This is a genomic window from Pseudoduganella aquatica, from assembly GCF_009857595.1.
Lineage (GTDB): Bacteria > Pseudomonadota > Gammaproteobacteria > Burkholderiales > Burkholderiaceae_D > Rugamonas > Rugamonas aquatica_A.
Map to the genome: position 1 here is coordinate 164,356 of NZ_WWCU01000004.1, position 13,332 is coordinate 177,687.

Consider the following 13,332-nt stretch of genomic DNA (forward strand, 5'->3'; position numbering starts at 1 on the left):
AGCTTAAATTTCAGGCAATGTGTGAGATTTGGAGAGAATTAGTTAAAAAATTCTATTGCCGATTTAAGAACGTGGCTTCGAGTGGATGGCCGGGACGGCCATCCATGTTTATTGCCGGTTCAAGAACACGGCGCGCACGTAGATCGAACGCGGCGCCATCGGCAAGTCGTTGGGGATGACGCCGGGAGCCAGGCTGGGCTCGCGCACGTCGGCGTTGAAGAGGTTGCGCAGCGCGACCGAGATCTCCCAGTTGCGCAGCAGGCGGCCGCTGCTGAAGGCCAGGTCCAGGGTGGTGTAGTTCGGTATCGGCGGCCGCGTGTCGCCCGGCGCGCGGTGGCGGTCCGCCACGCGGTTGAGCTGCGGGCTGAACACGCCCATGCCCGGGACCTGCAGGTCCAGCCGGCCGTTGAGGTGGTGGCGCGGCGCATAGCCCGCGTCCAGGCCGGTGGCGGAGTCGATGGAGCGCTGGTAGGCGTAGTTGCCCGCCAGCTGCAGCGAGCGCGACGCCTGCCACACGGCCTCCAGCTCCAGCCCCTTGCTGCGCTGGTTGCCGGTGTTGTGGAAGGTGGCGCCGGTGCCCGCCTGCGGATTGGGCACGCCCCGGATAATGTCCTGCAACTCATTGCGGAACAGATTCAGGTTCAGCTGCAGATGCTGGCTGGCCTGCCAGCCCAGCGCCGCTTCCAGCGTGGCGATGCGTTCCGGCTGCAAGTCCGGGTTGCCGCGCTGGACGGGATTGTTGATGCCGTACTGCTCGTTGAAGGAGGGCGCGCGGAAGGCGCGGCCGTAGAGCAGCTTGGCGGTCAGGTCCAGCGCCGCGTCCCACACCACGGCCACGCGCGGATTGGTGGTGGCGCCGAAGTCCGAGTAGCGGTCGCGGCGCACGCCGGCGGTCAGCGCCCAGTCGCGCGCGAACTGCCATTCGTCCTGCACGTTGAAGTAGCTGACCTGGCGCCGCTGCGGCAGCAGGAAGGGCTGGATCCGCGAGTAGTCGATCACCGGGCCGGTGGGCACGGGCACGCCGGCCGGGTTGAAGATGTAGTTCTTGAAGGTGGCCGTGTGGTACATGTCCAGGTCGTCGTGGCCGGCGCCGAAGCGCAGCTTGTGGCCGCTGAAGCCGTGGTATTGCGCGAAGGCCGACAGCCGGATCTGCCGCTCGGAGGTGTCCGGGTGGCCGATAAAGCCGTCCGGGAACAGGCCGGTCGGGAAGCGGGTGCCGGGCGGCGACAGGCGCAGGTCGGTGGTGATGCGCTGCTTGAACTCCAGCACGCTGGCGGTGGCGCCCAGGCTCCAGTTGGCGCTGAAGTCGGGCGCGGCCCAGCTCAGGTCGGCGTGGAGGCGCTCGCTGTGCCCCTGGCCCACCGGGTCCAGCGCCGAGGCCGTGCCCGCGCCGGTGCCGATATGGGAGCGCAGCTTGTAGCCGGCGCGCAGGCGCCACTGCTCCAGCGCCAGGTCCAGGTTGGCGTCGACGGCGTCGCTGCCGGTGTTGACCGGGCCGGGCGCCAGCGAGGCGTGAGTGCCGAAGGTCTTGTCGCGCGCGCTCTGCGCATCGGCCGTCACCAGGGAGCGGAAGCCGTCGGTGCCGCCCACGCGCAGATAGGCCGCCACCGCCACCGGTCCCAGGCTGCCGCCGTGCTGCACCCAGGCGTCGCGCGTGCCGAAGGAGCCGCCGCCGGCCGCGAAGTGCGTGCCCGGCGTGTCCGCCGCGCTCTTGGTGATGATGTTGATTACGCCGCTGTAGGCGTCCGCGCCGTACAGGGCCGAACCGGGGCCGCGGATGATTTCGATGCGGGCGATGTGCTCCACCGGATAGCCGGCCCACAAGGTGCCGCGGCTGCCGGTGAGCAGCGTGGTCATGGGTACACCGTTTTGCAGCATCAGCATTTGCGGATTGTTCACGCTGAAGATGCCGCGCGCGATATACAGCGGTTCGTAGTTGATGGCCGAGCGCGCCACATGCAGGCCGGGCACGGTCTCCAGCACCTGGTCCAGGTCGTTCGCGCCGATGGCGGCGATGTCTTCCGCCGTGATGACGGTGGCCACGGCGGGCGCGCGGCGAAGGGCCTGGGCCGCGCCGGTGGCGATGCTGACCGAGGATTTGTCGCCGTACACCAGGGAGAGTTCTTCTTCCTCGCTCAGGTCTCCAGGGCCAGCGGCCAAGGCGGGAGGGAAGGGCAGCGCCGCAAGCAGGAGCGCAGAAACGCTGGGCAGAAACCGCATGGCAGGAAGCAGTAAGGAAACCGGATTGGTCCCCTGCGATTTTCGCATAGTGCCCATGTTGCGCCAAGGACTTGATGTCAAAATACTACAATCCCTGGCGCATTTGCAATGTGCTTCAGTGCATGTTCAGTGTTTGAGCGGCATGGACTCGCGCTGCTGGATCAGCGCGGCGAACTGCTCGGCGGGGATGGCGGGGCTCAGGTGGTAGCCTTGCATCAGGTCGCAGTTGCGGCCTTTCAGGAAGTTCAGCTGAGCCTCGGTCTCCACGCCTTCGGCCACCACTTCCAGCCGCAGGCTGTGCGCCAGCGCGATGATGGCGGTGACGATGGCCACGTCGTCCGCATCCATCGGCACGTCGCGCACGAAGGAGCGGTCGATCTTGATGATGTCGACCGGGAAGCGCTTCAGGTAGGACAGCGAGGAATAGCCGGTGCCGAAGTCGTCGATGGACAGGCGCACGCCCAGGCTGCGCAGGCGGTGCAGCGCCTTCAGCGTGTCCTGCGCGTTTTCCATCAGCGTGCTTTCGGTGATCTCCAGTTCCAGCAGGTGCGGCGGCAGGCCGGTGTCGGCCAGCACGGCCTCCACGGTCGCGGCGAATTCCTTTTGCAGCAGCTGGCGCACCGACAGGTTGACCGCCACGCGCAGCGGCGGCAGGCCTTGCTCCATCCACGCGCGCAGCTGGGCGCAGGCGGTGCGCAGCACCCAGTCGCCGAGTGGATTGATCAAGCCGGTTTCCTCGGCCAGCGGGATGAACTCGTTGGGCGGCACCATGCCGCGCGTGGGGTGGCGCCAGCGCACCAGCGCTTCCATGCCCATGATCTGGCCGTCTTCAAGGCTGGCCTGCGGCTGGTAATACACTTCCAGCTGCTCCTGCTCCAGTGCGCGCCGCAGGTCGCTTTCCAGGCGTACGTGCTCGGAGATGGACTGCTCCATGGACGCTTCGTAGAACTGGAAGCCGGTGTTGGTCTTCTTGGCGCGGTACATGGCGCTGTCGGCGTGCTTGACCAGGGTGGCGACGTCCGCCCCGTCGTGCGGGTACATGGCGATGCCGACGCTGCTGGTGACGAAGATGTCGTGCCCGTCGATCTGGAAGGGCGCGGCCAGCACGCGGCAGATGTTGTGCGCGGCGGTGGCGGCGGCGGCCGGGCCATCGAGGTCGCTCAGCACCACGGTGAATTCGTCTCCGCCGAGGCGGGCCACGGTGTCCACGTTGCGCACGCTGTGGCGCACGCGCTGGGCCACGGCCACCAGCAGGCGGTCGCCCACGTCGTGGCCCAGGTTGTCGTTGACGTATTTGAAGCGGTCCAGGTCCATGAACAGCACGCCGAGCAGCTTGCCGTCGTTGCTGGCCTGGGTGATGCCTTGCGCCAGCAGCTCGAAGAACAGGGTGCGGTTGGGCAGGCCGGTCAGCAGGTCGTTATAGGCCAGGTGGCGGATGCGCTTCTCGGCGCGGTTGGCTTCGATAATGCGGCGCACGCGCTGCGACAGCACGGCGTAGTGGATGGGTTTCGGTATGTAGTCGCTGGCGCCGGCGGCGAAGGCGCGCTCCACCGAGGAGTTGTCCTGCAGCGCGGTGATCATCAGCACCGGGATGGAACTGCCGCCCGGCAGCTCCTGCAGGCGCGCGCAGGCGGTGAAGCCGTCCATCACCGGCATGACGGCGTCCATCAGGATCACGTCGGGATGGAAGCGCTTCAGCATGGCCAGCGCCTGCACGCCGTCGGCCGCTTCTTCCACCTGGAAGCCGTCGCGCTGCAAGGTATAGCGCAGCGTGCTGCGGGTGCTGCGGTCGTCGTCGACCACCAGCACGGAGGCCAGCTCTTCCTGCGGCGTGGGCGAGTCCTGGTTGTCGGCGCTCATTTCGGCGCTCAGGAAGCTGGCCACGGCGGCATATTGGGCGCGCAGCGCGGGCAGCAGCGGGCCGATCTGCGCCAGCTTGCGCTCGATGGCCAGCGCTTCGATCTGCTGCGCCAGCTGGGCCAGCGCGTTGGCGCCCAGGTTGCCGGACGAGCCTTTCAGCGCGTGGGCGCGGGCGCGCGCGGTGTCGCTGTCGCCGTCGTGGACGGCTTGTTCCAGTTCGTTCAGGTAGGCCGGAGAGTCTTCCAGGAAGGGCGATACGGCGTGCGGCAGGGCCGAGCCGAGGATTTCGCGCAGCTTGTCGAAGACGTCCATGTCGATGGGCGCGGAAGGCGGCGCGCTGAGCAAGCCGCCGGACAGGGCCTCGCCCTGCGCATCGCTTGCGGAGGCGCCGGGCGCGGTGCCGTCGGCGCCGTGCGGCAGCCATTTCTGCAGCTTGTGGCGCAGTTCGACCAGCGTGATGGGCTTGGCCAGGTAGTCGTCCATGCCGGCCGCCATGCATTTCTCGGCGTCGCCGCGCTGGGTGTTGGCCGTCATGGCCAGCAGCGGCGTGCGCAGCCCGGCGGCTTCCTCCGCCACGCGGATGTGGGCGGTGGCTTCGTAGCCGTCCATCTCCGGCATGCTGCAGTCCATCAGTATCAGGTCGAAGCGGCTGCGCTTGGCCGCTTCCACGGCTTCGCGGCCGTTGGCGGCGAATTCGCACACGCAGTTGTTCATGGCCAGCATGCCGGCCGCCACCATCTGGTTGGTGCGGTTGTCTTCGGCCACCAGCACGCGGAACTGGCGCACCGGCATGGCGCCGGGCGCTTGCGTGTGCTGCGGCTCGGCGCGGCTGCGTCCGGCCAGCAGTTCGTGCAGCGCGTCCAGCAGGCGCGCCTGGCGCAGAGGCTTGGGCAGCACGGCGTGGCTGCTGGCCTGCGCGCCGGGCGGCGTGCCGGTGCCGCCGTGGCGGTCCATCAGCAGCAGGTGCGGCGCCAGGCCGGCGGCGGCAATGCGGCCGGCCAGGTCGCTGCCCTGGTCGTCGGCCGCGCCGACGTTCATGATGACCACGTGGTAAGGCTGGCCCGCTTCGGCCGCTTCCTTCAGTTCCACCATGGCTTCGCGCCCGCAGCCGCTCAGGTAGCAGGTCATGCCCTGGCGCGTGAGGGCCAGCTTGAGGAAGTCCAGCACGGTGCTGCTTTCGTCCAGCGCCAGCACGCGCACATTCGCCAGCGCGGGGTCGGACTCGAAGCTGAACTGGGTCTGCGCGGGCTGGCATCGCACGCTGACTGTGAAGGTGGTGCCGGATCCCGGCGCGCTTTGCACGCTGATGTCGCCGCCCATCAGGCCGACCAGTTGGCGGCAGATGGCCAGGCCCAGCCCGGTGCCGCCGTAGCGGCGCGTGGTGGACGGGTCGGGCTGGACGTAGGACTCGAACAGGTGGTCCTGCACTTCCTGCGTCATGCCGATGCCGGTGTCGCGCACCTCGAACTGCAGGCCGAAGGGCGCTTGCACGCCGGCTTCGGTGGCGGGCGCCAGCGCCACGCGCAGCGTGACTTCGCCTTTTTCGGTGAACTTGACGGCGTTGCCCAGCAGGTTGATAAGGATCTGGCGCAGGCGCAGCGCGTCGCCGTTGATGCGTTCCGGGACGCCCGGCGCGATGAAGTAAGCCAGCTCCAGGCCTTTCTGCTGCGCCGGACGGGCCACCAGTTCAATCACTTCTTCCAGCAGCTTGCGCAGCTCGAAGTCGGTTTCCTCCAGGGCCAGCTTGCCGGCGTCCATCTTGGAGAAGTCCAGCACGTTGTTGATCAGGTCTATCAGCGTGCGCGAGGAGTTCCACGCCACGTCCACGCATTCCTGCTGGCGCTGCGTGAGCCGCATTTCCTTGAGCATGTCCAGCATGCCGACCACGCCGTTGAGCGGCGTCCGTACTTCATGGCTGACGGTGGCGGCGAACTGCGCCTTCATTTCCGCCATGTTGACGGCGGCGTCGCGCGATTCCTTCAGTTCGGCCTCGCGCTGTTCCAGCACGTTCATCATTTCGTTGAAGGCCTGCGCCATGTCGATCAGGTCGCGCGGGCCGGCCGGCGCGGCGCGCATGCCGGACTCGCCCGCCTCGGCGCGGCGCATCAGGTTGGACAGGGCGTTGAGCGGGTTGATCATGTGGCGCGTGAGCAGGCGCACCAGCGCCAGCAGGATGGCGGCAAACGACAGCGTCAGCGCCATATTGCCCACCAGCAGAGACCAGGTCAGGCGGTTCAGCGTGTCCTTGCCCACCTGGACGTGGACGTAGCCCAGCAGCTGCGGTTTTTGCTCCTGCATGTCGAAGGGCGAGGCTTCGCTCTGGCCGCCGTAGACCGGCGCGCCGAACAGCCAGGCGTCCGAGTTTTCGCCCACCATGCTGGCGCTGGCCGGGCTGGCCTGGGCCGCGTTCATGGCGGCCAGCTTGGCGCTCAGCGGGCCTTGCGACAGCAGCGGCTTGTGCTTGGCGTCGGCGATCTGCACGCCCACCACGTCGGGGAAGGCCAGCGTGGTGCTGACCACGTCGCGCGCGTTTTCAGCGGAATGGAACAGCAGCGCCAGGGTGCTCTGGCGGGCCAGGTTGTCGGCAATGCGCTGGCCTTGCTCGGTGAAGTGGTCGCGCATGCGGCCGCGCGCTTCCCAGGAGTTCATCAGCGAGGAGAACAGGGCCAGGCCAAGAATGGCGGCCGAAACGATGACGGTCAGCTGGCGGCGGAATCCTGTACGGCGCAAATAATTATGAAACATAGTCCACCGGAAGAAATCTTCAATAAATCAGGGCTGCGGAAACACGAAATCAAAATTGCGCTGCTGCTGGTGGCCCAGGTTCAGGCCCATGTGGCTGGCGGTGCGCAGATTGATGGCCGTCTGCAGTTCGCGCAGCGGCGTCAGGCTGCGGCGCTTGCCGTCGCCGGCGATCACGCCCAGCGCGGAGCTGGCCAGCGTGCGGCCCAGCTCCACATTGTTGGGCGCCATGGCGAACAGCGCGCCCTTCTTCACATGCAGCATATTCGACGAGAACACCGGCACCCCGCTGTTCCACGATTCCTTCAGCACCAGCGGCAGGATGGTGCTTTCCTCCACCGTGGTGCTGTCGTGCGGCAGCCAGAGCGCGTCGCGCCGGTTGTCGGCCGAACCGATCACTTGCGGATAGAGCTGGGCGGCCCGGGCCAGGTCGTTGGCCACGTGGGCCACCAGTTCCAGGCCCTGGGCGCGGGCGGCGTCGCGCGCCAGGCGTATCAGCCAATCGCTCTTGGCCGGGTCGTACACCACCACCACGCGGCGCAGGTCCGGCAGCAGTGCGCGCAAGCGGGCGAACAGCACCGCCGGGTCTGGCGTGAGGCTGATGCCGGCCACGTTCTCCGCATCCGACAGCAGCAGCACGCCGCCCACCAGCACGGTGATTTCACGGTCCAGGCCGGCGGTGGCGTTCAGGCCCTGGCGGCCCAGCGCGATCACCACCTTGGTGCCGTTTTGCTTGAGCGTGGCGTTCAGCTCGGCGATATCCATCTTGGGGTCGACCGGGTAGCTGCGCACGCGCAGCTTGGTGCGTTCCTCTATGCCCTGGATGATGCTGGTGAAAGCGGGCCGGAATTGCGGCTCCACGTTGGGGTAGAGCACGGCGATGGTGCCTTTGCCGATGGAGGCCTGCACTTCGGGGCGGCGCAGCTGGTCTTCCAGCTGGGCCAGGGTGATGGGGCGCATGAACGGCCGCTGGTCGGCCGCCGGCACGCTGCCGGACTGGATGCGGGCCATTACCTCGCTCACCGTGGAGCGCGCGTCGGCGCCCGGGCCGGGCAGCTCGATGGCGCCGTCGCCTTCGTCCAGCACAGCATAGGCGGCCTGCGGCGCGATGCCCATCCCCAGCGTCAGCAGCAGCGCGGCGCAGGCGCGCAGACGGCGGCTGGCGTTAATTGTCGTTTTAATCATTATTCTATCCGGTGCGGCCTCGGCGCGGTCTCATACAGCTAGCGCCATGCAACGGCCAAATTACTGCCGGTAGTATATTCCACTTAGCACATGGATTTCTTGGTGGATTGGAAAGAAATTCAATTGCCAAGAAGAATAATTAACAAATACAAAATATTTCTGCCTGGCAGGCCCGGTGGATCAAGGCTCGGGGAAAATCGAGTCAAAAGTGCGCTGTTGTCCGAGGGCAACGGAGAGGCCGAAGTGGCTGGCCGAACGCCAGTTGAAAGCGGTGCGCACGGCGCGCAGCGGGGTGACGCCGGGGCGGGGATTCTCGCCGTTCAGGACGCCGATCGCCAGGGTGGCCAGGTCGCGCCCCAGCTCGAAGTTGTTCGGGTAGAGCGCGAACAGCGCGCCCTTTTTCACGTGCAGGATGCTGCTCGAGAAGATCGGCACGCTGCGGTTCCATGATTCCTTCAGCACCAGCGGCACGATGGTCGATTCGTCCACCGTCACCGGGTCGGACGGCAGCCAGACCGCGTCGGTGCGGCTGTCGGCCGAGGCGAAGGCGCTTTCATAGCGGCGCGCGGCGATGGCCAGGTCGCCCGCTTCCAGCGCCAGCAGCTCCAGGCCGTGGCTGCGCGCCGCCTCGCGCGCCAGCTTGATCATGGCGGCGTTGGTCTGCGGGTTGTAGACCACGATGACGCGCCGCACATGGGGCATCATGCTTTTCAGGTTGGAAAACAGCAGCGCCGGGTCGGGCTGCAGGCTGATGCCGCGCAGGCGTTCGCTGTCCGGCACCGAGCTGACGCAGCCAACCACCACGCCGGTGGAGGCGTCGAAGGCGCTGGCCGCCTGCAGGCCCTGGCGGCCGAGCGCGATCACCACTTTGCCGCCGTTGCGCTTGAGCAGGGCTTGCAGTTCGGTGAAATCGGCATTGGCGGCCACCGGGTAGCCGCGCACGCGCAGCTTGGCCTGCTCCTCGATGCCTTCGATGATTTCGGTGAAGATCTTGCGGTGCGGCTGGCCGATGTCCGGGAAGATCACGGCGAGGGATTCCGCCGCAGGCGCGCCAAGCGCACGGCCGCTCGCCAGCACTGCGCACAGCGAAGGCAGCAGGGTCAGCACAAGACGGCGATGGCGAAAGTCCAGGTCAGGCAAGGGGCGGCGGCGGCGTTGTGGGGGTTGTCGTGTACAAAAATGTACCACGGCAGGGGCTATTGCTCAAAAACATCTTCATTTTGCTGTTGTATAGACATCCGGCCTACCACTTGCAGCCGGAGTCCTTTTTGTCGGTCAATATCATGACGGGCACGATAATGAGCGCCAGGATGCCGGTGCCGGCCGCCACGTTCTTGCAGTCGGCGCGGGCGGTGCGGGCCACCGAGCTGCCCAGCGGCGTGTCGCCGGGCAGGCCGTACAGGGGCTTGTCGTAGATTTGCGCCACCGGCGGATCGCCCTTGGTGGACTTGGCTGTGGCGAGTTTTCGGGCCGATTTCATGGCGGCGTTCACGTCGAAATTGCCCTGGGCCGGCGCCGGGGCGGCCGCGAACGGGTCGGCCGGCAGCTGGACTTCGGCCTGGGCCGGCGCTTGCGGCTGCGGCTGAGTTTGCGCTTGGGGCTGGGCGGCAGCCACGGTTTCTTCGGGCCGGGTGCTGCGCTGCTGCGGGCTCGTGCTAGTTTCTGCCTTGGGCTGGCGGACGGCGGCGACGGCTGGAGCCGGTTTGACCGGCTGGACCGGGGTAAGGGGCTTGGCGGGCAGATTCAGCCAGACCATCATGCGCCGCGCGTCGGCCTGCGGCTCGGGACGGCTGGGCGCGATGAACATGGCGATCAGCACCGCGTGCAGCAACAGGGAAACCGCCACCCCGGGCAATAGCGTCCGATTTTTAGCCATGATTCATCTGTGTCGTCTTTAATGGGATGTATTTTACCATTTAAACAAGTTTTTTCGGCTGAAGCGAGGACAGCAGTACCGCACCGACCACCAGCGCGCCGCCCAGCAGCACGGTCCCGCCGGGCGCGGCGCCGAACAGCAGCCAGGCCAGGGCGATGGCGTACACCGGCTCCATGCAGATAACGATGGCGGCGGTCTGCGCCTTCACCTTTTCCAGCGCATGGATCAGCATGGTGTAGGCCAGGGCGGTGCAGACGGCGCCCAGGCAGGCCAGCAGCAGCCACTCGCTGGCGGGCAGCGCGGCCGCTTCGCGCCAGCCGAAGGGCGCCAGCAGGCAGGCAGCCGCCAGGCACTGCCACCAGCACGACTGCGTGCCGCTCGCGGCGTTCGACAAATAGCGGTTGAATACCGCGATGCAGGCGTAGATGGCGCCGGAAAGGATGCCCCACAGCAGGCCCTCCGTGGATGCGTTGCGCAGGTCGAAGGCCGGGGTGATGAGGAACAGCCCGGCCAGCACCAGCAGCAGGACGGCCACGTCGCGGGAGCGCAGGCGCTCGCCGAGTATGGCCAGTTCCAGCAGCGCCACGAAGACCGGGAAGGAGGCGAAGCCCAGCGTGGCCAGCGCCACGCCGCCGCTGCGCACGGCCATGAAGAAAGTGACCCAGTGCAGGGCCAGCACCAGGCCGGCCGCGATCAGCCTGGCGATGTCGCGCGCCGCCAGGCCGTGCCACGGCGCGCGCCGGCCATGCAGCGCAAACAGGCCGAGCGCCAGCACCGCAAACGCCGTGCGCCCCAGCACGATCATGGTGGGGCTGGCGCGCATGGCGTGGCCGAAGAGTGCGGTACTGCCGAACAGCACGGCGGCGAAGTGGAGTTTGAACAGGGCGCTGGATCGGGACATGCGCCCATATTACCAGCCGATATCCTTCAGCAGCGGCAGGGTCAGGTCGCGCGGCGGCGCCACGTCGTGCGTCAGGTCGCCGTTGATGGCCGGTTCCATCAGCTGGTTGGGCTTGGCGGCGGTGCTGTAGTGCGAGACCGACGAGCCCGGCTCCACCGGGTTCGGCGCGTACATCAGGATGCGCTTTTGCGCGTCGGCCCCGGCCAGCTTGGCGGGATTGACGCCCAGGCTGGCCGTCACGCCGGACCGGGTGCGCGAACGCCGCTGCAACTGTGCGCGGATGTCATTGCCGTCCGCCTGCGACACGCGCACGGAGGGGATGGTGATGGCCGGGTCCGCGCCGCCCAGGCCGGTAACCGGTCCGGGCGCGTTGTCGACCACGATCATGGCAATGGCGCCCGCGTCCTGGACGTTGCGCGCCTTCAGCACGAAGGTGCAGCTGCCCCGGTCCACCAGCGCCACGTTGCCGTTGACGGCCAGCGCGTTGAGCGGGGACAGCGGGTTGCAGGCCAGACCGCGGCCGTCGGTCTGGTCCACCACCGGCATCACTTGGCCCAGCAGCGGCGGATTGGCCAGCGGCGGGCCGAAGGAGGCGTCGCCCACCTCGTAGTCGTGCGCGGCGGGGCCGGCCGCCGGCCCGGCGATGGCCAGCCGCGACACCGGATCCAGCACGCCCGGCACGGCGGCGGTGACCAGCGGGCCGTTCCACGACAGGCCGTCGCTGCTGATGGCCGAGGCGGCGCGCTGGCCCGCCGTCATTTCCACCCATTCGTGTTCCAGCCTGTTGTCCAGCAGGTAGTGGTCCCAGATGGAGGGGGTGCCGGCGTAGTAGTCGCCGCTGGTCTCGTCGGTGAAGGTCTGGAAGCCCAGGCCGTGGCCCATTTCATGCAGCAGCACGGTAACGAAGTCGGTGCCGTTGCCGAAATTGCCGTCCAGGCCGAGGTAGAAACCGGCGCCGGGCAGGCAGTCCGAGGCCAGTCCGAGGCGGGAGTTGAAGGTGGCGCCGATGTGCGGGTCGCTGGGGGCGGACAGGTCGGCCCCGTGCAGCTTGTTGGCGAGTGCGGCGGGATACCAGGTGTTGGGCTTGGGCGCGCCGGGGAAGTCGGAGAACACGTCCCAGGCGCCGGCCGAGCCGAGCACGCCGCTGTTGACGGTGCAGGGCAGCGGTTCGAAGCTGGCCAGGATGCGCACCGGCACGCTGCTGGTGAGCTGGCTGCCCCAGATATTGGCGGCGTAGGTGAAAGCGATCAGGCGCTGCTGGCCCAGCGTGGTGCCGCTGTTGCCGCCCACCGGCGTGGCGGGCGTGGGATCGTTGAAGCCTACTCCCGGGCCGTTGCCGTTGATGATGACGATGGGCACGGCGGCCAATGCGGCGCCCAGTCCGGCGCAGCCCAGCAGCGCGGCTGCGGCCGCTGCGCGCAGGGTGTGCATGAAGTTAGCGGCGTTCATGGCTGTGCTCCCCGCTTTGATGCTTGCTTTGTTCTGCGGCGGGCCGGGCATCGCCCTTGCGCAGCGCCGCCTCGGCCGCCTGGGCGCCCTGCACGCAGATGCTGGAGATGGCGCCGTCGGCGCCGCGCGCGGCCACCGAATAGACGGCGCGCGTGCTGACGCGCGACTGCCGGGTTCCGTCCGAACGCTGCTGGACCTGGGGCGGTACTATCGGCCCGCGCAGCTGCTGCGCCCGCAGCGCCGCGAATTCGGCCGGCGTGGCGGGGCGCATGGCGCCCGTTTCCTCGTCGCGCACCATGATCATGCCGTCCTGACCGGCTGCGGTGGCGCTTGTAGCAGCTTGCGCGCCAAGCAGCAGCGCCGCAGCCGCAAACAGGCGTGTCGGCAGAGCTGCGCGCCGCCTTGCCCGCCATCGCACCAGCAGCAAGCCTGCGGCCAGCATCAGCCACTCGGCCGGTTCGGGCACGGCGTTCACCACCAGCGTGTCCAGCCCGATATAGTCGGCATTGGCCGCCGCGCCCGTGTAGCGGAAGGCAAAGCGCACGCTGCCGCCGGGATCGGCGCTCAGGGTGTATTGCTGCCAGTCAGCCGGATAAGCGCTGGCGCCGCCCACCGTCATCAGCAAGTGGCTGAAGTCGCCGATCGACGAGCCGCCGGTCGAATAGCGTATCTCCAGCTGGTCGCTGAAGCCTGGCGTGCCGGCGCTGCGCGTGTAGAAGCTCAGCGTGGCCGCGCCAGGCAGGCTCAGCAGCGGCGTGATCAGCCAGTTGTCTATGGTGCCGCTGCCTTGCGCGGCGCTCAGGAAGTTGGCGGCGGCGTAGGCGTTCCCGCTGCCCGCCTGGGCCGGGAAGATGCCGCCATTGCCCTGGAACCAGGGCGTGCCGGCCGGCGAACTCTGGTTGACGAACAGCCAGCCGCTGAGCGTCCCCACGTTGTCAAACCCGGCGCTCAGGACGGTCACCCCGGCCTGCGCCGGCGGTATGGCCACCAAGGCCGCGGCCGCCATGAGCGCGTAAAATATTTTCATGATGCACTCTCCTTTTCACTGAGAAATTTCGCGTGGCGCAAGGTGCAGCGCTACGGTCCAGTGTGTAGGGAA

Annotated in this window: 8 protein-coding genes; all 8 read right to left on the reverse strand. The window is 67.8% G+C overall.

Annotated features, from left to right (window positions below; genetic code table 11):
* Positions 1-108: 108 nt before the first annotated feature.
* Positions 109-2,220: a TonB-dependent receptor plug domain-containing protein gene (locus tag GTP77_RS05800; RefSeq protein ID WP_161071233.1), complete on the reverse strand. Its 2,112-nt coding sequence runs from the start codon at positions 2,218-2,220 to the stop codon at positions 109-111.
* A gap of 126 nt (positions 2,221-2,346) precedes the next feature.
* A complete protein-coding gene (locus tag GTP77_RS05805) occupies positions 2,347-6,825 on the reverse strand; it encodes an EAL domain-containing protein (RefSeq protein WP_161071234.1) in 4,479 nt (1,492 codons plus the stop codon).
* A 27-nt stretch (positions 6,826-6,852) separates the two neighbouring features.
* Positions 6,853-8,007 (reverse strand): ABC transporter substrate-binding protein, encoded by a 1,155-nt coding sequence (locus tag GTP77_RS05810; protein WP_161071235.1) that lies wholly within the window; start codon positions 8,005-8,007, stop codon positions 6,853-6,855.
* Between the two features lie 180 nt (positions 8,008-8,187).
* Positions 8,188-9,147: an ABC transporter substrate-binding protein gene (locus tag GTP77_RS05815; protein WP_228892825.1), complete on the reverse strand. Its 960-nt coding sequence runs from the start codon at positions 9,145-9,147 to the stop codon at positions 8,188-8,190.
* A 103-nt stretch (positions 9,148-9,250) separates the two neighbouring features.
* A complete protein-coding gene (locus GTP77_RS05820; RefSeq protein ID WP_161071237.1) occupies positions 9,251-9,883 on the reverse strand; it encodes a hypothetical protein in 633 nt (210 codons plus the stop codon).
* Between the two features lie 40 nt (positions 9,884-9,923).
* Positions 9,924-10,784 (reverse strand): DMT family transporter, encoded by an 861-nt coding sequence (locus tag GTP77_RS05825; protein WP_161071238.1) that lies wholly within the window; start codon positions 10,782-10,784, stop codon positions 9,924-9,926.
* Positions 10,785-10,793: 9 nt separating this feature from the next.
* On the reverse strand, positions 10,794-12,233 hold the full coding sequence (locus tag GTP77_RS05830; protein ID WP_229202096.1) for a PA domain-containing protein: 1,440 nt from the start codon (positions 12,231-12,233) through the stop codon (positions 10,794-10,796).
* Positions 12,220-13,260, reverse strand: coding sequence for a choice-of-anchor J domain-containing protein (locus GTP77_RS05835; RefSeq protein ID WP_161071239.1), 1,041 nt, complete (start codon positions 13,258-13,260; stop codon positions 12,220-12,222). Before GTP77_RS05835 ends, GTP77_RS05830 begins: the two co-directional genes overlap by 14 nt.
* Positions 13,261-13,332 lie beyond the last annotated feature (72 nt).